Below are 20,290 nucleotides of genomic sequence, written 5' to 3' on the forward strand. Positions count from 1 at the left end.
CATGCTGAATATTCTGTTTGCGGTGCTGACCAGCCGCCTCGCGTGGGGCTTTGTCGGCATTACCGCGCTCTCTTTTATCATCTGGGTGATTGGCCCGGTGTTCTCAATCGTCGATTCGCGCCCGCTTGAGCCGGAGCAGAACCGCATTATCAGTATCGCGCTGCTCTATCTGGTGTGGGGCCTGGGCCAGGCGATTCCGCGGATCTACAACATCTGGCTCAATCGCAAGCTGATGTCGAGCCTTGAAACCGGCAAAAGCGATACGCCGGAAGCCGAACGTCAGCGCCTGACCAGTGAAGAGCAGGTGCTGGCAGGGCGTTTCTCCGAAGCCACTGACATGCTGAAAAAGGCGCACTTCCAGCGCCACAGCAGCAAGGGCACGCCGTTCTGGGCACAGCGTTTTGGCCGTCAGTATCTCTATCAGCTGCCGTGGTACATGATCATCGGCGCGCCCGGTGCCGGTAAAACCACCGCGCTGGTCAACTCGGGCCTGCAGTTTCCGCTGGCAGATAAGTTCGGCAAGTCGGCGCTGCGTGGCATTGGCGGCACCCGCAACTGCGACTGGTGGTTCACCAATGACGCGGTGCTGCTCGATACCGCCGGGCGCTACAGCACCCAGGAGAGTCAGCAGGAGCGTGATGCCAGCGAATGGCATCATTTTCTCGACCTGCTGCGTAAATATCGCGGACGTCAGCCGATCAACGGCGTGATCGTCACGCTGAGCGTTTCCGACCTGCTGTCGCAGTCGCCTGAGGCGCTGCGTAATCAGGCGCTTGCCCTGCGTCAGCGGCTGATGGAGCTGCACGATCGTCTCGGCATCCGTTTCCCGGTCTATGTGCTGGTCACCAAAGCGGACTTGCTCAAAGGGTTCCGCAGCTACTTTGCCTCGCTGGATAAAGCGCAGCGTGAACAAATCTGGGGATTCACCTTTCCCTGGGCGAAGGCGTCAGCCGCCGATTTTGAGCTTAACAACCAGTTCCAGCAGGAGTATTCCCTGCTGCAACAGCGTCTGGATGCCGGACTGGCCGATCGGCTGCTGACGGAAAGCGATGCGCAGGCGCGGGCTGAGAGCTATCTCTTCCCGCAGGAGTTTGCGGCGCTGCGGCCGTTGCTGGCAGACGCGCTCGACACACTGTTTGCCCGCTCCGATTTTGAAACCCAGTTCGCGCCGCGCGGTATCTACTTTGCCAGCGGCACCCAGGAGGGACTGCCGTTTGACCGGGTGATGGGCGAGCTGAACCGCGCGCTGAATCTGCCGGGGCAGCAGGCTGGCGAGTCAGGAAGCTGGGATAAGGTCGATAAAGAGTCGCCTATCCCGCAGAACAAAGGGCAGAGCTTCTTCCTGAAAGGGGTACTGGAAAATGTGATTTTCCAGGAGTCCGGTCTGGCGGGCAGCAACCGCTGGTGGGAGCTGCGCAACCGCGCCGGACTCTGGTCGGGCTATCTGGCGCTGCTGCTGATATTGCTGGTGGCCGGGGCGCTGTGGCTCACCAGCTACAGTAAAAACAAAGCCTATCTGCAGGAGATGGCCGCCAAAGCGCCGCAGGTTGAACAACTGGGCGATCAGCTTCAGCAGCAGGTCAATGGCGATCTCTTTGCGCTGGTGCCTTATCTCAACACCCTGTTGCACCTGCCGGAGAGCGCCGACTTCTCTCTGGAAGCACCGCCGCTGACGCGCCGCATGGGGCTTTATCGCGGCACCGAGGTCAGCGATGCCACCCGTGCGCTCTACGACAAGGCACTGAAACAGCTGCTGTTGCCACAGGTGGCGCAGAACATCACCCGCTGGTTACGCAATGACAACGGCAGTGATGCTGACTACAGCTACGAAGCGCTGAAGGCGTATCAGATGCTCTATCAGCCAAAGCACTACGATGGCAAATTCCTGCAGGCATGGCTGATGCTCAACCTGTCACGCGAACTGCCGCAGAACGTCACTCAGCAGCAGGTGAAACAGCTGGCGTGGCACCTGCAACAGTTGCTGGAGACGCAGATTCACTCGTCGCCGTATGCGAAGGATGAAGCGCTGGTAAAGCGCGAGCAGGCGCTGATTAATCAGATGCCGCTGTCACAGCGCGTCTATGGACGGCTGAAGCGCCTGCTGCAACGTGATGACAGCCTGCAGCCGGTGACGCTGGCGGCGCTGGGTGGCCCCCAGAGCGAGCTGGTTTTTTCCCGCAAAAGCGGTAAATCGGTCAATGACGGTGTGGCGGGTCTCTATACGCCGGATGGCTACTGGCAGCACGTGGATAAGCAGATTGCCCCTGTGACCCAGGCGTTATATCAGGACGATCTCTGGGTGCTGGGCGGCGCGGCGCCGCAGCAGAAAAGTGAGCAGACGGATCTTGCGGTGCGCCAGCTCTACGTGCAGGACTATATCCGGCAGTGGGAGCAGTTCCTCAGCGACATTCAGCTCAACAGCAGCGCCGATCTGTCGCAACGCATCAACACTGCCCGTTTGCTGTCGGGCAACCATTCGCCGCTGCGCCAGCTGGTGATCAACCTCGGTGGTCTGCTGACGCTGAACCGGGCGCAGCCGGATGAGAAAACCGCGCAGGCAGCAAAGCCGTCGGATAACAGCGCTACCCGCACCCTTGAAGCGCTGTTTACCTCTCCCGAGGCCAGTGCCGCGCGCGGACAGGCTGCCACCCAGGCATCACCGGAGCAGGCCGTCGCGCTGCACTTTGCGCCGGTTCTGGAGCTGGCCCAGCCGCTGCAGCAGGGCAGCAAGGTGCTGGCGGTGGATGACTTCCTGCATCAGATTGATGATCTCTATCGCTACCTTACCGCCGTGCAGGATGCGGCGAACAGCGGGATGCCGCCACCGGCCAGCGATGCCATCAGTCGTCTGCAGGCCAGTGCCGGCCGTCTGCCGGGTTCATTGCAGAACATGGTTTCCAGCATGGCGGTGGGTGCCAGCAGCGACGCACAGCGCCGCGATATGGATAACGTCCGCAAACGCATCACCATGGAAGTGGGCAGTTTCTGCCGCCAGGCGATCGCCGGTCGCTATCCGCTGGTTCGCTCTGCGCGCAGTGAGGTCACACCAGACGATCTGGCGCGGATGTTTGCACCCGGCAGCGGCATGATGGACAGCTTCTTCCGCGACAACCTGGCCAGCAAAGTCGACACCACCAACGCGGCGTGGCGCTTTACGCCGGGCATTGACGGTAAAACCCTGCCGGGTGGCGAAGCCCTGCTGCGGCCCTTCCAGCAGGCGCAGTCAATTCGCGATGCCTTCTTTGCCAATGGTGCGACCACGCCTGGCTTTCGCGTCACGCTGCGCACGGTAAAAATGGATAACGACATTCTTAACCTGACGCTGGATGTGGATGGGCAGATTTTACGCTACAGCCACGGACCGCAGGCGGTGCAGTTGGTCAGCTGGCCCGGTCCCGGCGGCACCAGCCAGGTGCGGATGCAGCTGGGTCTGACCAACGGCACCACCTCCACGCTGGTCACCAGCGGTCCCTGGGCGCTCAATCGCTTCTTTGACCGCGCCCGGCTGACTGCGGCAGGCGGTCTGACCCGCGAAGCGAGTTTCAGCGTGGACGGTCATCAGGTCACGCTGTCGTTCACCCCTGGCAGCATTCGTAACCCGTTCCAGCTTCCCGGCTTTAGCTGCCCCTGAAACAGGACCCGACAATGACTCATTACGCTGCACCCTGCTGGTACGGCAAAGTGCCCAGCGCGGGCGACTTTGTGAAGCGCCGCTTCCCGGACGTGCTCTATCGCCAATGGTCCAGCTGGTTTCAGGTGGGCCTGCATCACTGGCAGAGCAGTCAGGAGAGTGATAACGCCCCGTCGCGCCCGTTCCTCAACGCGCCGGTCTGGAATTTTGTGGTGCCGCCGATGCTGGGCAGTCAGCTGATTCAGATGGGCTGCCTGATTGCCGCGCGTGACAGCGTGGGCCGCAACTACCCGCTCTGCGCGCTGCGCCACTTCACGCCCGCCGAGTGGTCGCCAGCCCTGCTGGCGCGCTCCGGCGAGTGGTATCAGCAGGTCGGCAATACGCTGCTGCGGGTGGTGCAGGGCGGCGGGTCACCGGAGCAGCTGGATCAGGCGCTGATCAGCATTCCTCAGCCGCAACCGCCGCAGGAGTCGGACGAGACGTCAGACATTCTCAACGTCATCGGGCATGGCGATACCCCTTCGACGCTGAACTGGACACTGCCGGGCGAGAACTTCGACCCGCAGTTCTACACCAGTTTCTGGTGGACCAATCAAAGCGACGGTTTCCCGCTTTATACCCAGGTCCACAGCGGTAATTTTACCGCCCAGCTCTTTTCGTTGCTGTTTGATCCGGCCGGTGGGGCAAAGCCGGGACGAAACGGACTTTATCCCCCGATGTTTGAATCCTGAGGCGACACGCATGACGATGAATACAGAGGCTCTGCTGGCTCCGGTCAGCGAGGACAATCCCGGCGGCGATAACCTGGAGTATCACGCCGATTTTCAGGCGATGGAGCAGGCCAGCGCCGGTAAAGCGGAGCAGCAGTTCGGCAATACCATCATTCCGGCAGAACCGGCCGACTGGAACAGAGTTGAGAAGCTGGCGATAGCGCTGCTGGCGCGCAGCAAAGATTTACGGGTAATGCTGGCGCTGACCCACGCCTGGACCGAACTGAAAGGGCTGCCGGGCTATGCCCAGGGGCTGAAGCTGATTGAACAGGCGTTGTTGCTCTACTGGGAGCCGCTGTGGCCCCGGCTGGAGGAGTTCGGCGAGCAGGATCCTTTCTACCGCATTAATGCGCTGGCGTTGCTGGGTGACAAAACCGATCTGAGCGTCGCGGTGCGTCAGTGCTGGCTGCTGCGCTATCCCTCTGACGGCATCACGCTGCGCGATGCGGCCGCCCTGTGCGACGGCAGTAAAACCGAAGTCGCGGACTATCCTGGCGGCCTGCCGCGTCTGATCGACGAACTGGCGTGCGGCGATCAGCCCGGTATTGAGGCGGTGCTGCAGATTCATGAGCGGCTGCAGACCATCTGCGAAACCGTGACCGAACGGCTGGGGGAAGCCGCGGTGCCGGAACTCACACAGCTGCGCAGACAGATTGCGCTGATCGCTGAACGTTGCCAGGCCACCGATCTCAATGCGCTGATCCCCACAGCCGCCGTGGAACAGCCCGCAGAAACCGCGGCATCGCCTGCACCGGCCAGCCCGCGCGCTGCCGCTGACTGGCGCACGGTGCAGATCAGTTCCCGCGCCGACGCGCAGCTGATGCTGGAGAAAGTGAAGCTCTACTTCACCCAGCATGAGCCGAGTCATCCGGCCCCGCTGATGATCGACCGTGTACAGCGCTTAATCGAGCGCGACTTTCTGGAGATCATCCGCGAACTGGCACCCGACGGCGTACATCAGTTGGAAACCATTTTCGGACGTCGCGATTAAGCAGGCGTGACGCACACACACTCAGCGGGACCTGCGCGCCTGCTGTGACACTTTATCCGCGCATCATGTATGGAGAAAACCATGGCAACAAGCAAATCCAGTGGGCAGAAGTTCATTGCCCGCAATCGCGCGCCTCGCGTTCAGATTGAGTATGACGTGGAAATTTATGGCGCGGAACGCAAAATCCAGCTCCCGTTTGTAATGGGCGTGCTGGCGGATCTGGTGGGTAAACCGCTGGAGCCACAGCCAGGCATTGATGATCGTAAATTCATGGAAATCGACATCGACAACTTCGATGAGCGCATGAAAGCACTGAAGCCGCGCGCCGCGTTCCAGGTAGACAATACCCTGAATGGCGAAGGCAAGCTGAACATCGATCTGACCTTTGACAGCATGGATGACTTTTCGCCGGACGCGGTGGCCCGCAACGTGGAGCCGCTGAGCAAGCTGCTGGAAGCGCGTACCCAGCTGGCAAACCTGCTGACCTATATGGATGGCAAAAACGGCGCGGAAGAGCTGATTGGTAAGGTGCTGCAGGATCCTACGCTGCTGCAGGCCCTGACCCATCTGCCAAAGCAGGATGAGGCCACTGAAGGTAAGGAGCCGCAGGCATGACCCAGACTTCACAACAACCGCAGTCGCAGGGCGCAGCCAGTTTCAGTCAGGATGAGTTCAGCGCGCTGCTGAATAAAGAGTTCCGGCCAAAAAGCGATCAGGCGCGTGCCGCGGTCGAAAGCGCGGTGAAAACCCTGGCGCAGCAGGCGCTGGAGAACACTGTTACCGTCTCCAGCGATGCCTATCGCACCATTCAGGCGCTGATCGCGGAGATCGACGAAAAGCTGTCGCAGCAGGTGAACCAGATTATTCACCATCCGGAGTTTCAGTCGCTGGAGAGCGCCTGGCGCGGCCTGAGCTATCTGGTGAACAACACCGAAACTGACGAGATGCTCAAAATCCGCTTTATGAGCATCTCCAAGCAGGAGCTGGGTCGCACCCTGAAGCGTTACAAGGGTGCTGGCTGGGATCAGAGTCCGCTGTTCAAGAAAATTTATGAGCAGGAGTATGGTCAGTTCGGTGGCGAGCCGTTTGGCTGCCTGGTGGGCGACTACTACTTCGACCACAGCCCGCAGGATGTTGAGCTGCTGGGTGAGATGGCGCGTATCGGCTCAGCCGCACACTGTCCATTTATCACCGGCACCGCGCCCGAAGTGATGCAGATGGAGTCCTGGCAGGAGCTGGCGAATCCACGCGATCTGACCAAAATCTTCCAGAACACCGAATATGCTGCCTGGCGCAGCCTGCGTGAGTCGGAAGATGCACGCTATCTGGGCCTGGTGATGCCGCGCTTCCTGGCGCGTCTGCCTTACGGCATCCGTACTAATCCGGTTGACAGCTTTGACTTTGAAGAGCAGACCGATGGTTCCGATCATGGCAACTATACGTGGAGCAATGCGGCTTACGCGATGGCCGCCAACATCAACCGCTCCTTCAAAGAGTATGGCTGGTGCACCGCAATCCGCGGCGTGGAGTCGGGCGGGGCAGTGGAAAATCTGCCGTGCCACACCTTCCCGAGCGATGACGGCGGCGTGGATATGAAGTGCCCGACCGAAATCGCCATCAGCGATCGTCGTGAAGCCGAACTGGCGAAAAATGGCTTTATGCCGCTGGTACATCGCAAAAACTCTGACTTCGCTGCCTTTATTGGTGCGCAGTCACTGCAGAAGCCGATGGAGTATCACGACGCCGATGCCACCGCCAATGCCCGTCTGGCCGCGCGTCTTCCTTACCTGTTCGCCTGCTGCCGTTTCGCGCACTACCTGAAGTGCATTGTGCGCGACAAAATCGGCTCCTTCCGTGAGCGTGATGAAATGGAACGCTGGCTGAACGACTGGGTGATGAACTATGTCGATGGCGATCCGGCTAACTCCTCGCAGGAGACCAAGTCACGCAAGCCGCTTGCGGCTGCCGAGGTGAATGTGGAAGAGCAGGAGGATAATCCTGGCTATTACTCCGCGAAATTCTTCCTGCGTCCGCACTACCAGCTGGAAGGGCTGACGGTTTCTCTGCGTCTGGTCTCTAAGCTGCCGTCGCTGAAAAATGACAATGCGTAAGGGCTGAAAGGGAGTCATGATGCCGGGGATGACCTGGCATCACGTATCCTCTGAATTACAGGTTTATCAGGCGCGAAAGGTTTTCGCGCCTGATGGCTGACAGAAAGGTTGCTGAGATAAATGTCAGGGAGGAACAGGATGCTTAAAAAATCAGCTTTGCGCTTGTTGCATTATGTGCTGGTTTTTATTTCTTCTCTTATTTTAATCACCGGTGCAGGTTATTACCTTTTCTTCTGTGACTGGAATGTCACGATGATGGGGAAAATAATTAATAGCATCGTGATTACTATTTCAGTTACTGCATCGTTCGGTTTTTACTGGGCGGCGGATAAGCTAAGAGAAATTTATTAAGTGCTTATCTGCTTCCTGAATGCCTGTCAGAACCTCGATTTCTCATCATGAGAAAGGAATAAATACATTGCCCGGTCTGGTGCCCGGCAACGCAGTATCTGAAATATTGTTTATGACGATATTTCAGAAGCAAGGCAAAGGTAAAATATGGACTGTTTTATTCAGCCCCATGCTTTTCTTTTTGCCATATCCTTGCTTTTTTGAAAGCAATAATCTTAACCAATAAAGAGTGAAAGATAATGGCTATTGATATGTTTATGAAGGTTGACGGAGTCACCGGCGAGTCTAAAGACTCAAACCACACTGGCTGGACTGATATCACCTCTTTCTCATGGGGTGCTTCTCAGCCAGGCAACATGTCTGTTGGCGGCGGCGGCGGTGCGGGTAAAGTTAATTTTGAGGACTTGCACGTTGAGGCTCTGATTGATAAGTCAGTAACGGCATTATTGAAAAACTGCGCAAGCGGAAAACACCTGGCTAAAGTCGAATTATCAATCTGTAAGGCTGGTGGTACTCAGGTTGAGTATGCTCGCATCACACTTGAAGATGTTCTGGTAACGACTGTCAAATATAACGGCGCAGATAATGGTGACCTGGTAGGCATGTCCTATTCTTTCCAGTCTTCCAAAGTCAAACAGCAGTATTGGGAACAGAGCTCTTCCGGCGGAAAAGGCGCAGAGAGCAGTGCTGGCTGGAATATCAAAGAAAACAGAGAAGCATAATTGTAAGAGCCTCCTGCTGGCAGGAGGCTCATCTTTTACGCTCAATATGTACCGGGATGTATCAGTAATTGAGGTGAAGGTATGGCAAAAATTAGTTCGCCTGTGGGTATCGGACAGAAAAATAATTACGCGGATGTTTTTACCGTTCAGGTATTGTTAAATAAAAATAAAAAAATAACTACACCGTCGAATAAATTAGGCGAGGATGGGGTTTTTGGTCCTGCCACTGCCGAAAGAATTAAGAAGTTTCAGCAGGATGTTGTTAATTTAAAAAATCCTGACGGGATCATTTCTCCAACCGGCATCACCATGCGCAATTTAGTTGTGCATTCATCATTCCATACATCAACCAACAGAGCGCCACGGGCAATTGTTTTCAGCCAGGAACAACTGGTTGAGGCGGCAAAGAGTCTTGGGTGCGAAGTCGCAGCGATCAAAGCGGTTGTACTGACTGAGACGCCCCGTGGGGCTTTTGGTGATGACGGGAAACCTACTATTCTCTATGAGCGTCATTATTTCCATCGGTTGACCAATGGGAAATATGATAGCGATCCTGTCCTCTCCAATAAAGATGCCGGGGGGTATGGAAAGTACAGTGCCCAATATGGTAAGTTGAATAAAGCTATTGCTCTTGATAGAAATGCCGCTTTGCAATCAGCTTCATGGGGGGCTTTTCAGATTATGGGAGAGAATTACAAAGCAGCAGGTTTTGCATCTGTCGAAGATTTTGTGAAAGGTATGGAAACAGTGCAGGGGCAATTAAATGCGTTTGTCAGTTTTATAAAAAATACGCCTCCGCTGCAAAGTGCTCTGCAAAATAAACACTGGGTTACTTTTGCAAGAACTTATAACGGAAAAAACTTTAAAAAGAACGACTATGATAATAAGCTCTCCAATAACTATCAGGCAGCTTTAAGAAATTCTTGAGAGGAAATATGCGCTTATCTTTTTTAATTCCAGTTTTGTTTTTCCCGGTTGCTGCGTTTGCTCAGACATCATTACATGCTGTGAGTGATAGGGCATTTCAGAAAGATCTCTTCCAGAAAGCGACAGAAAAGTCTGTTCAGGGTGGAACGCCTGTTGATGGACAGACTTTCACGCTCACTAATAAAGGAAAAGTGTTGGGAACTTTTATCGCAGGTAAAGGTTTCAATGCACATGATGACAACGTTTGCTTTGTCGGCTGGTCTGAAAAAAAACCTGCAGTTAAGACGGTTATCCCAACAATAGGATTTGATGACTGGGAATCTGAGGTTTGTAATGATACTAAATCTGTGGGTATTGTTTCCCCGGATAATGATCCTGAAACCAAGATTGCCGTTATCTATGAGGCAGCATCACCAAACTCCACGGCTGATGAAGCGATCATTTTCTCTATAGATAATTCCAGTAATGACATTGAAATTGATAAGGCATTAACCCAGAAAGTGGGTGCTGCCGGAGCAAAAACGATTAAAGAGTTAAAAAAGAAGTTGAGTGAAAAGAGCTAACTTAATTTAATAAATTGAGGTTATCAACAGGTTGATAGCCTCAATGTCCGGTTCAAAGATACTAGGTTAGTTCCTTTTTTAGCCCATCGTTCCATACTGTAAAAATTTCCTGGTTTGCACTCTTATATAAAGGTGTAAAACTTCAGCGTAGAGGTAACGAAAGCGTTAGTCAGGAAACTTATGATTTTATTCAATCGTTACCTGAAAAAGAAATTGGCTGGCTAATACGCCTTCATACTTTAAATATGGTGACTGCGGTAATGATGATTGGCGGAGGCTTAGGTTTTATTATCTGGCGTCATTTTTATAAGTAATATGTGCTTAACTATGATCATGAAAATAGCTGCAGCAATATCCGTGGGCACGTGACACTCTGGAATATCAATATCTGCTCTGATACCTGTCACTTCCAGGGGCGCAGAAAATGGTGGTTTTGTTCCTGATGTTGCCTCCCTGTGGATACTGAAATGAAAAAATTCCTGATGTTATTTGCTCTGACTTTATCTCCTGCGGCGCTGGCGATAACGCCACCGGCGCCAGACTCCTTTAAGCAACCGGAGATTTTCAGCAACTGGCTTCTGAACCGTTGTGCAGGAAAAGCTGCGACTGACAAGGCTTTCACCGATGATGCATTTAAAAGTGCGTCAGCCTGGTTAGAGGTAAGCCATCTCCCTGTCGAAGCATTCAGTGATGGTGATAAGTTAATCAATGTGTATCTGAAGATGAACCTGACTGGCTCGGTCACAGGAAACTTCAATATGATGAAATGCACGTTGCTTTCGCAAAGTCAGGATGCCGAGGCGCTCTACAATAAGTATAAGAAATAGCGTTTATTTTTAGGAGAATTAAAAGTCGATGCAGCGCTAAACATCAGCAGCGAATTTTCAAAAGAGAATATGTTTAGTTAAATGAAGCCGATAATTAAACCTGTAGTTGAGCAGTATAATGTAAATTACTCTTATACGGAACTTGCCACATGATGAAGAAAGTAAGTCATTTGATTATGATAGTGCTTTTAGTTTCACCTTCATTTGTTTTGGCGAAGTCAGTTTCACACTTTGAAGGAAAAATATTCAAAGCGGATATTGAATATGGTTGTGATGAAGGAAACGTCACCTGTGATGATGTTTCGCTTAAGTCAACCAGAGTAAAAGACAATTCATCGATATCTCTTAAAGGTGAAACGATAAATTCAAATTGTCCTGACGTCTGCGACTTCCGGGGTTATCGCTTTACCAACGGCCAGTATGATTATTCTTTTTATCCAAGCCAGAAGGGCAACGGCCTCTGGGATTATATCGGTACCTTTAAAAGTAAAGTTATTGCTCGGGATCTTGGGGTGATTAAATAACATCGTTTATAAAAATTATTGCATATTGATTCTGCACTTGTTCTCAGACATAGGTGTGTTATTACAGGTGAGGTTTTTAATGAGAACTTATTTTTCTTTGTTGCTGTGTGTCACAGTTTTTTATGTTTCCCCCGTCCACGCGATGAGTGATTGTTCAAAAGGAAATAACGTTCAGGAAGTTAATGAATGTGCAGAAAAAAATAAAACAGAGTCAGAGCTGAATTTAAATAAAGAGTACAAGGCTGCGAAGGCCCGAATTGAGAAAATTTATAAGGGCCATGGTGAGGAGTCAAGCCAGTATAGAAGCGCTTTTGTTGATACTCAGCGTAACTGGCTTAAATACCGTGATAGTCAGTGCGGTCTTGAAGCCTATGCCGCTGAACAAGGCAGCGATGCTTATGTGAGTGCCATAAATTTCTGTATTGACCGTCTCGATCAGGAACGCACCGCGATTCTGAAGCAGTTGCCTTATTGATTATGCCTCTGGCTCATTTCTTTCCCGGCCTGACACACTCTTCATAGTGGATGGTGAATGTTGTGGTGCATTGTCAGGCCAAAGCCTTATTGCCACCAGATAATCTTGTTTAAATGAAATTCATACAGGCCAATCATTTTTTATTTATATAAAATCAATGCCTATTCTTTTCCGTATTAACGTTATGCCATTTTAATTCGAAAATTTATAAGCTGTGATGTAATGCATTTAATTTATTAAACAGTTGCTCTGTTAATTTAATTAATAAATTTATCGCCACTATTATTTAAGATAAAAACAACTCTCAAAATTAAAACCTCCCGCTTTCTATACCCCGCGCCTTTCCCCGAGAGGTGCGCGGTATAGATGCCGAACCGCTAACCGCAGGAATCCGTTATGCGCTTTACGATAATAACGACTAAACCCGGCCAACAGCCGCCGCAAACTCATTGTGATTTCTTTCCGCCCGGCGGCACCATTGGTCGCGGCGTGGATAACAATCTGGTGCTGCCGGATGACGATCGCACACTCTCCCGCCTGCAGGCGATTGTGCACATCACGGCAAATGGCGAATGTCGCCTGACCAACCGTGGCAATGTGACGCGCGTGTTACTCAACGATATTCCGCTGGAACGCGGACGTCAGGTTGAGCTGCAGGATGGAGACATCCTGGGTATTGATGATTACCAATTGCTGGTCAGCGATCTCAACAGTGTGCAGCAGCCGCAGAGTGAAAGAGCCGTTCCGCGTCCTGAGCCGGTGCAGCCCGTAGCACCCGTCCGCGAACCGTCAGCGGAAAAAGCCAGCACCACCGCCGCCATTCCCAGCGAAATCTGGGACAGCCTGGCGAAAGAGTTTTCGATTTCGGACGATCTCTCTAAACGCAAAGCTGCGCCAGAGATGCCCGAGGCCCATCCGCTGACCGCGCCCGCTCGTCCTGACCGAAATCCGGAAGATCCGCTGGCTCAGCTGATTAACGACGCGCCGCTGGATTATGGGCAGCAGCCAAAAAACAGCAGCCTGTTTGATGAAGGCGATGCGCTGTTCGGACAGCAGAGTATTTTTGACGACCGGACGCCAAGCACGCTGTCTGCTCAGCAGAACACGGCGCCACCGCAGGCTGAAACGCCTGCCGCTGAACTTGATCCGCTGAGCCTGTTTGACGGTGAGAGCAGCGTGGATGCGCGCAACCATGATGATCCGCTGGGTCTGATGATGGGCAACGCGGTGCCGCTGGCCCAGCCGGAGCTGACGACGCCGAAACCAGCCACGTTGCATGCGCCACCTCAACCGGTGGCAAAAAATGAGCCGATGGCCGCACGTCCACCGGAGCAGGCTCCCGCCAGCCTGACCGACATGGATCACTCACCGCTGTTCAGCTTCGACGAATCACAGCATGAGACTCACAGCCAGCCTCACCCTGAGGCACAGCAGCAGTCGCCGCTGATTGACGAGGAATTGCCCGGCCAGTCTGACGCGGTAAATCCACAGATCGACTACGGCGGAATTACGCTGCCCACGCCGCAGGCGGTACAGCGTGCGCCATCACCTACGCCGAAAGGGCGGTTGCGCATCGATCCCGTTGCTTCCGGTCGCCACCATGCCGCCGCTGCGCACCCGACGACACCCAGCGAAAGCAGCGGTGATGCCCTAAAGGGCGAACTACTGGATGCGTTGCTGGAGGGAATGGGTCTGCGCGACCTGCAGCCGACGCCGCAATTTGACCGTGAGCAGATGCTGCAATTCGGGCAGATGCTGAGCATGTTTTCGCAGGGCACGGTGGCGCTACTCTCATCGCGTTCGATCCTCAAGCGCGGGGTGAAGGCAGACATGACGGTGATCCTCGACGACGCCAACAACCCGTTCAAGCTACTGCCTTCGGGCAAAACCGTCTTAATGCAGATGTTTGGCAGCCGGATGCCGGGCTTTATGCCGCCGCGTCAGGCAGTGCGTGATGCGCTGATCGATCTGCAGGCGCACCAGCTGGGCATGATCGCCGGTATCCGCGCCATCATCGCCTCAATGCTGCAATCCTTTAATCCGGAGCAGCTGGAGGAGGAAGCGCGTCAGGCGGGATCGGTGTCACGTATCGGCCTGCCGGGCAGCCGTAAAGCGGCGCTTTGGGAGCATTTTGTTGAGCGCTACGGCGAGACGGCGGGCGAGATTGAAGATGATTTCCATACCCTGTTTGGCGAAGCGTTCCTGCACGCCTATGACCTGGAAGTTAATCAGTACAAAGACTCACAAACCCACACGGATGACGCATGAATATCACTATTGCCTCGACGTCGAATCAGGGCGATCGCGCCAGTAACCAGGATCAGATCGGTAATGTCATCGGTAAGCGCTCGGCCTGCTTTGTGGTCTGCGACGGTGTAGCCGGGTTTCCCGGCGGGGACATCGCGGCATCGATTGCCCGCAGCAGCCTGCTGCAGTCTTTTGATGGCGATGCGCATCTCAATGCGCAGTCGATTCGTAACTACGTCAATCAGGCGAATCACGCCATACGCCAGCAGCAGAAAGCCAGCAGCGAACACAGCCGGATGGGCACCACGCTGGTCAGCCTGTTTATTGACCGCGACTACCATCTGGCCTGCTGGGCCCATGCAGGCGACAGCCGCCTCTATCTGTTCCGTCGCGGCTATCTCTATCTGGTCACCACCGACCACAGCCTGGTGCAGCAGATGAAAGATGCCGGACATCGCACCGAAGGCATTAACAGCAATCTGCTCTATTTTGCGCTGGGGATGGGCGATGAGCAGCGCGACGCCAGCTACAGCGAGGTGGTCGGGATTGAAGATGGCGACGCCTTTTTACTCTGCACCGATGGTTTCTGGCACGGCGTGACGCTGGAACAGATGCAGCAGTCGCTGCACATGGTGAATACGCCGGAAGAGTGGCTGACGCTGATGCAGCAAATCATCAGGAACGATCAGCCGGATCAGGGGCAGCAGGATAATTTCAGCGCGCTGGCCGTCTGGATTGGATCACCTCAGGACACCACCTTGCTGCACTCGCTCTCTGAAGCGGCGCAGTTCTTCCCTCTGCGAGATTGAGAACGCCAACATGAAATATGGATTATTGGGTCTGGCTGCGCTGCTGCTCAGCACGCACGCTTATGCTGAAAACTATCGCATCGTACAGTCCCCGGCACAGAAACTGGATGTCTGGATTGATGACGTAAAAAACAATCAGCTGTCGAGCTGGTGTAACAGCACCATTAACCTGCGCATCGTCACCCTGGGCGAAAAAAACGCCGCGGTGCTGAAAGATTTTCTGCCCCGCGTTGCCGGACTGATGGCGTCACAGTGTAAACCGCTGCAACAGTTGCACTGGCAACTGACCGATGCGCAGGGGAGTGAAATTGCTACTGGCAGCGCCGCCCGTGCGCAGCAGTGGAAAACCGTGGTGACGCCACCCGCGACTCAGCCGGTCCAGCCGACGGCTACGGCGGTCCCCGCAGACGCACTACGCAACGCCGCTCAGGCCGACACGTCGCCGTGGCTGCAATTCAGTCTGCTGGACGGCTGCCATTTCCGCACCTGGTGGCAGCACCCGGCACAGGGCAGCGCACTGTTTGTTCCGGCAAATCAGGGGCTGATCTGTGGTTCGGATGGCTGGCTCAGCGGACACAGCCGCCTGACGCAACAGGGTAACGGCGCACCTGCGGCAGTCGGCGTGACTTTCCTGCAGGGTTTTCCGGTGATGGGGCTGAGCAATCAGTCGCCCACTGCCGAACTGCACATCACTACGGTCAACAGTGAACGCATGGTGCTGAGCAATGAAAAATCCCCGGATAGCTGGCTGATTCTGCCGTTCAGCAACCGCTTTAACGGCTGGCAGGCAACGCGTCAGGTGGTGGTGCAGATGCCCGTCAGCGAAGCCGTCGATCAGAGTGCGCTGCAGGCGCGTCTGCAGGAAGTCCGTAAAGTCTGGTCGCCGTGGATCAGCGGCGATGCCGCGCTGAGCGTGCAGCTGGTGGAAAAACTGCATCCTGAACTGAAAGATCCCGCCGCTGCGGTCTACCGCACCCTTAACTGACGCAAAAGGAGTTTGCATGGAATCCTTACAACACCGTCTGGCCAGCGCCACCCTCGGCGAGACGCTCGCTGACGTGACCCGCCAGATTCAGGCAAATCCGGCGAATGCTGACCTGCGGGCCGCCTTTGTGCAACTGCTCTGTCTTTCCGGCAACTGGGCGCGCGCGCAGACGCAGTTGCAATCCTGGCTGGCGTTAAGCCCGCAGGCGCAACCGACGGTTAATTTGCTGCAACAGGCGATCGCCGGTGAGCTGCAGCGTGACGCGGTGCTGCGTGGCGAGGCCGGGCCGGTGCTGCCGGGCAGCGCATGGCACTGGTGCGACACGCTGCTGGCCGCCTTGCAGGCCGAGGTAGCGGGTGATGTCGCGCGCGGCAGCACGCTGCGGGCTGAAGCGCTTGAGCTCGCGGCTGCCAATCCTGGCACCGCGACGCAGCAGGATCAGCCCACCGCATTCAGCTGGCTGATGGATGGCGACAGCCGTTTCGGGCCGGTGTGTGAAGTCATCAGTCAGGGCCGTTATTACTGGATCCCGTTTGCCGCTATTCGTGAGATGCAGTTTCAGGCACCCGCCAGCGTCACCGATCTGGTGTGGCGTCACACGCGTGTGCAGCTGGTTGATGGCAGCGAGCAGGTGTGCCAGATTCCGGCGCGCTATCCGCTGCTGGCGGCATCTGACGAACGTTTTCTGCGCGCCAGCGTCACCGAATGGCAGCCGCTGGGCGACGATCCGGACCAGTTCATCGGCCAGGGGCAAAAAATGTGGCTCAGTGACAGCGCGGAATTTTCGCTGCTGAGCCTGCAGCAGGTCGCGTTTGACAGCGTTGAGTCCGCCGATGAGCCATGATTCAGGCGCGCAAAACGACGGCTATGCCCAGCTGCATGGCGGCTTTCGCGCGCGTAAGAAACGTGATGCGTTAACCGCCCGCGACAAGCTGCAATCCTCGTTGCTGGATCGCCTGACCGACAACGCGCCGGATAAACAGCAGGAGGCGGACAACAGCATGCTGATCACTCACAGCACCCTGCGCCGCCACGTACTGCGCGATCTGCAGTGGCTGTTCAACACCATCAACAACGAAGCCCAGCAGGATCTCAGCGGCTTTGATCAGGTGCAGCGCTCTGTCTGGAACTTCGGTGTGGCACCGCTGGCCGGGCAGAACGTCTCCGATATCGAATGGCAGGATATGCAGCGCAAAATGACCAACGCCATTCTGCACTTCGAGCCGCGCATCCTGCCGCAGGGTTTACAGGTGCGCTGCGTCAGCGATCTCGGCTCGCTCAGCCTGCACAACGTGCTGTCGATTGAGATTAAAGGGCGGCTCTGGTGCGTGCCTTATCCGCTGGCGTTTCTGTTCCGCACTCAGGTTGATCTGGAGAGCGGCCATTTCGAACTACAGGATGCAGGGTAATCATGGACAGCAATCTGCTCGACTATTACAACCGTGAACTCGCCTACCTGCGTGAGATGGGGGCCGAGTTCGCTGCGCGCTACCCTAAAGTGGCAGGACGTCTTGGCATGCGCGGCATTGACGTGGCGGACCCCTATGTCGAGCGGCTGATGGAAGGTTTTGCCTTCCTGACGTCGCGCGTGCAGCTGAAGATGGATGCGGAGTTTCCGCGTTTCTCGCAGCGTCTGCTGGAGATGATTGCGCCATCCTATCTCTCGCCAACGCCGTCAATGGCGATCGCTCAGCTGACGCCGGACAGCCGCAAGGGTGACATCACCCAGGGCTTTCGCGTACCGCGCGGCACCATGATGGAGAGCCAGAACCTGAAAAAAACCGGGGTGACCTGCAGCTACACCACCGCACACGATGTGGTGCTGCATCCGCTGCGCATCAGCGAAGCCAGTCTCGGCGGCGTGCCCGGCGATCTGCCCTCTGGCGAGCTGAAACTCGGCGGTCTGGGCGCGGTCAGTGCGCTGCGTATCCGCATCAGCTGTGAAGGGATCTCCTCGCTCAGTCAGCTCAGCGTGGACGATCTGATGCTGTTTCTCAGCGGCCCGGATATCCAGGCGCTGAAACTGCTGGAATTGCTGATGCAGCACCGGGTGGGCATCGTGCTGCAGTCGGTAGAGAAGCGGCCACAGCGTCAGGTGCTGCCGGACGACGCATTGCAGCAGCAGGGCTTTGCGCCCGAACAGGCGCTGCTGCCGGACGATCTGCGCAACTTTGACGGCTATCGTCTGTTGCAGGAGTATTTCGCCTTTCCGGCGCGCTTCCAGTTCATCAGCCTGAGCCAGCTGGCCCCGTTTCTGCGCCGCTGCGACAACGCCATGGCGTTCGACATCATCATTCTGCTCGATAAAGCGGACAGCGCGCTGGAAAGCGTGGTCGATCACAGCCATCTGGCGCTGCACTGCACGCCTGTCATCAATCTGTTTCCGAAAACCGCCGAGCGCCTGAAGGTCAGCGACAGCCAGCATGAATATCATCTGGTGGTGGATAACATTCGTCCGCTGGATTATGAGGTGCACTCGGTGCAGCGGCTCTTCGCTATGGTAGAGGGCAAGCGCGAAGAACAGGTTTTCCGTCCGTTCTGGAGCACCTTCAGCGGTGACCATGGCGATTACGGTGCCTATTTTTCACTGCGCCGCGAACAGCGCACGCTGTCAGAGCAGGCGCAGCGCTACGGCACGCGCACCGGCTATATCGGTTCAGAAGTCTTTCTGTCGCTGGTGGATGAGCATCACGCGCCGTGGCACGACGAGGTGCGCTATCTCTCCGCTGACGTGATGTGCACCAGCCGCGATCTGCCGCTGATGCTGCAGCAGGATCAGGGCAACTTCGTGATGCCGGACTCCATTCCGGTGTCGGAACTGAAGCTCTGCAAAGGGCCGACGCCTCCGCGTCCGGCGCTGGCCGAGGGACTTTCCGCGTGGCGGCTGATCAGCCATCTGCAGATGAACTACCTCAGCCTGATGGACAGCAGCGACGGAGAAGGCGCGGCGGCGCTGCGCCAGTTGCTGAGCCTCTACGCCAACCTGGCGGAGGCGCCGGTCGCCCGTCAGATTGACGGCATCCGCCACTGTACGCTCAGCGCGGTCAACCGCCGCGTGCCGGAGCCGGGTCCGGTGGTGTTTGCGCGCGGCGTCAGCATCACGCTGGAAGTGGATGAGCAGGCGTTTTCGGGTGCCAGCCCGTGGCTGTTCGGCAGCGTACTGGAGCGGGTCTGTGGCCGCCTCGTGGCGCTCAACAGCTTCACGGAGTTCACCCTGAACAGCCAGCAGCGCGGAGAAGTGGGCTACTGGCCGCCGCGCATGGGCCGGAAAGCGCTGATATGAGTGGCGAAAAGGTGATTTCGCTGCCCCGACTCACCCGTCTGCCGGATGATTTCTGGCAGCGGGTGATGGCCGCGCCGTGGCGTTACGATCTGTTCCAGCTGCTGCGGCGGCTGGATGCGCAGGGCGGTCAGCGCTATCCGCTGGGCCGTGCGCCGCTGCCGAAGTTCGAATCGGTGCGCATCGGTCAGACACCGTCACTGGCGTTTGCGCCCGCCACCGTCGCCAGCGCCACGCCGCGTGACGAAGCGGGACGTCATGAGCTCTCCATCTACAGCTTCGGCCTGTTTGGCCCCAACGGCCCGTTGCCGACCCATCTGACCGAATATGTGCATGAACGTATCGTGCATCATCAGGATCACAGCCTGTCGGCGTTTGCTGACCTGTTTCACCATCGCGCTACGCTGCTTTTTTATCGTGCCTGGGCCGATGCGCAACCGACCGTGTCGCTGGATCGCCCCGACGACAGTCGCTTTCTGAACTATCTCGCCTGCCTGGCGGGCATCGGCTTACCGGCCCAGCAGCAGGCCAGCTCGCTCAGCCTCCATGCCCGACTGATGCTGGTGGGTCACCTCAGCCGTCACGGCCACGATGCCGAAGGGCTGGTGCGCATTCTGCGCCACTACTTTGGCGTGCCGGTCCGGCTGACACAGAACCTGCCGCACTGGCTGACGCTGGACAGCCGCGATCAGGCCCGACTGGGCGCGGGACGCCATATGCCCCGGCTGGGCGCTTCTGCATTTCTCGGCGTGGCGGTGCGCGATGTGCAGCACCGTTTTCGCCTGCACCTAGGACCGCTAAGCGCCGCGCAATATGCCCGTTTTCTGCCGGATGCCCCCGGCGCGCGTGAAGTACGCGACTGGGTGCGTCACTACCTCGGCATCGAAATGCAGTGGGATCTCAGCCTGATCCTGGCCGCTGACGAGGTGCAGGGTGTGGCGCTGGGTGGAGGTGCCCGACTCGGCTATACCAGCTGGCTGGGGCATGCGCCGCAGCCGCAAGATCGTGAAGATTTTATGTTTGAGGTTGAGGCTGCTTCGCGCTAGCCCAGCCGCTTTTCCTGTTACACAGCCTGCG

19 protein-coding genes and 1 pseudogene are annotated in these 20,290 nt (G+C 56.2%); all 20 read left to right on the forward strand.

Annotation, left to right across the window (positions count from 1 at the left end; all coding sequences use genetic code 11):
* Nucleotide 1: 1 nt before the first annotated feature.
* The 20 genes and pseudogenes from tssM to tssG all read left to right on the forward strand — a co-directional run bounded on the left by tssM (nucleotide 2) and on the right by tssG (nucleotide 20,259).
* Complete coding sequence (gene tssM, locus FOV68_RS09390) at nucleotides 2-3,631, forward strand: type VI secretion system membrane subunit TssM (RefSeq protein ID WP_143990665.1); 3,630 nt, start codon at nucleotides 2-4, stop codon at nucleotides 3,629-3,631.
* A gap of 14 nt (nucleotides 3,632-3,645) precedes the next feature.
* Nucleotides 3,646-4,362: a type VI secretion system-associated protein TagF gene (gene tagF, locus FOV68_RS09395; RefSeq protein ID WP_010246121.1), complete on the forward strand. Its 717-nt coding sequence runs from the start codon at nucleotides 3,646-3,648 to the stop codon at nucleotides 4,360-4,362.
* A gap of 16 nt (nucleotides 4,363-4,378) precedes the next feature.
* Nucleotides 4,379-5,392, forward strand: coding sequence for a type VI secretion system protein TssA (gene tssA / locus FOV68_RS09400; protein ID WP_186289736.1), 1,014 nt, complete (start codon nucleotides 4,379-4,381; stop codon nucleotides 5,390-5,392).
* 81 nt (nucleotides 5,393-5,473) lie between these two features.
* Nucleotides 5,474-6,007: a type VI secretion system contractile sheath small subunit gene (gene tssB / locus FOV68_RS09405; RefSeq protein ID WP_010246114.1), complete on the forward strand. Its 534-nt coding sequence runs from the start codon at nucleotides 5,474-5,476 to the stop codon at nucleotides 6,005-6,007.
* Complete coding sequence (gene tssC, locus FOV68_RS09410; RefSeq protein ID WP_010246111.1) at nucleotides 6,004-7,503, forward strand: type VI secretion system contractile sheath large subunit; 1,500 nt, start codon at nucleotides 6,004-6,006, stop codon at nucleotides 7,501-7,503. Before tssB ends, tssC begins: the two co-directional genes overlap by 4 nt.
* A 138-nt stretch (nucleotides 7,504-7,641) precedes the next feature.
* On the forward strand, nucleotides 7,642-7,854 hold the full coding sequence (locus FOV68_RS09415; protein ID WP_143990667.1) for a hypothetical protein: 213 nt from the start codon (nucleotides 7,642-7,644) through the stop codon (nucleotides 7,852-7,854).
* A gap of 239 nt (nucleotides 7,855-8,093) precedes the next feature.
* Nucleotides 8,094-8,576: a type VI secretion system tube protein Hcp gene (locus tag FOV68_RS09420; protein WP_143990668.1), complete on the forward strand. Its 483-nt coding sequence runs from the start codon at nucleotides 8,094-8,096 to the stop codon at nucleotides 8,574-8,576.
* Nucleotides 8,577-8,657: 81 nt separating this feature from the next.
* Complete coding sequence (locus FOV68_RS09425) at nucleotides 8,658-9,503, forward strand: N-acetylmuramidase domain-containing protein (RefSeq protein WP_143990669.1); 846 nt, start codon at nucleotides 8,658-8,660, stop codon at nucleotides 9,501-9,503.
* A gap of 8 nt (nucleotides 9,504-9,511) precedes the next feature.
* Nucleotides 9,512-10,066 carry a hypothetical protein gene (locus tag FOV68_RS09430; RefSeq protein WP_143990670.1) on the forward strand — a complete coding sequence of 185 codons (555 nt, stop codon included), beginning with the start codon at nucleotides 9,512-9,514 and terminating at the stop codon, nucleotides 10,064-10,066.
* Nucleotides 10,067-10,413: 347 nt separating this feature from the next.
* Nucleotides 10,414-10,537, forward strand: a pseudogene (locus tag FOV68_RS24330) (hypothetical protein); the annotation flags it as partial.
* Nucleotides 10,534-10,893, forward strand: coding sequence for a T6SS amidase immunity protein Tai4 family protein (locus FOV68_RS09435; protein ID WP_143990671.1), 360 nt, complete (start codon nucleotides 10,534-10,536; stop codon nucleotides 10,891-10,893). The pseudogene FOV68_RS24330 and the gene FOV68_RS09435, both read left to right, overlap by 4 nt.
* Nucleotides 10,894-11,042: 149 nt before the next feature.
* Nucleotides 11,043-11,417, forward strand: a complete 375-nt coding sequence (locus FOV68_RS09440) for a hypothetical protein (RefSeq protein WP_143990672.1) — start codon at nucleotides 11,043-11,045, stop codon at nucleotides 11,415-11,417.
* Between the two features lie 79 nt (nucleotides 11,418-11,496).
* Nucleotides 11,497-11,892 (forward strand): lysozyme inhibitor LprI family protein, encoded by a 396-nt coding sequence (locus FOV68_RS09445; protein WP_143990673.1) that lies wholly within the window; start codon nucleotides 11,497-11,499, stop codon nucleotides 11,890-11,892.
* Between the two features lie 396 nt (nucleotides 11,893-12,288).
* Complete coding sequence (gene tagH / locus FOV68_RS09450) at nucleotides 12,289-14,160, forward strand: type VI secretion system-associated FHA domain protein TagH (protein ID WP_137228657.1); 1,872 nt, start codon at nucleotides 12,289-12,291, stop codon at nucleotides 14,158-14,160.
* A complete protein-coding gene (locus FOV68_RS09455; protein WP_143990674.1) occupies nucleotides 14,157-14,948 on the forward strand; it encodes a PP2C family serine/threonine-protein phosphatase in 792 nt (263 codons plus the stop codon). Before tagH ends, FOV68_RS09455 begins: the two co-directional genes overlap by 4 nt.
* Before the next feature lie 10 nt (nucleotides 14,949-14,958).
* On the forward strand, nucleotides 14,959-15,933 hold the full coding sequence (locus FOV68_RS09460; protein WP_022625811.1) for a hypothetical protein: 975 nt from the start codon (nucleotides 14,959-14,961) through the stop codon (nucleotides 15,931-15,933).
* Nucleotides 15,934-15,949: 16 nt separating this feature from the next.
* Nucleotides 15,950-16,777 carry a type VI secretion system accessory protein TagJ gene (locus tag FOV68_RS09465; RefSeq protein WP_137228660.1) on the forward strand — a complete coding sequence of 276 codons (828 nt, stop codon included), beginning with the start codon at nucleotides 15,950-15,952 and terminating at the stop codon, nucleotides 16,775-16,777.
* The gene (gene tssE, locus FOV68_RS09470) at nucleotides 16,767-17,342 is read left to right on the forward strand and encodes a type VI secretion system baseplate subunit TssE (protein WP_010246069.1); all 576 of its coding nucleotides are present in this window, start codon (nucleotides 16,767-16,769) and stop codon (nucleotides 17,340-17,342) included. The genes FOV68_RS09465 and tssE overlap by 11 nt, the downstream gene beginning before the upstream one ends.
* Nucleotides 17,343-17,344: 2 nt before the next feature.
* Nucleotides 17,345-19,216: a type VI secretion system baseplate subunit TssF gene (tssF, locus tag FOV68_RS09475; RefSeq protein WP_143990675.1), complete on the forward strand. Its 1,872-nt coding sequence runs from the start codon at nucleotides 17,345-17,347 to the stop codon at nucleotides 19,214-19,216.
* Nucleotides 19,213-20,259: a type VI secretion system baseplate subunit TssG gene (gene tssG, locus FOV68_RS09480; RefSeq protein WP_033779360.1), complete on the forward strand. Its 1,047-nt coding sequence runs from the start codon at nucleotides 19,213-19,215 to the stop codon at nucleotides 20,257-20,259. Before tssF ends, tssG begins: the two co-directional genes overlap by 4 nt.
* Nucleotides 20,260-20,290 lie beyond the last annotated feature (31 nt).

Source organism: Pantoea sp. paga (assembly GCF_007558755.1).
In the GTDB taxonomy this organism is placed as follows: Bacteria; Pseudomonadota; Gammaproteobacteria; order Enterobacterales; family Enterobacteriaceae; genus Pantoea; species Pantoea agglomerans.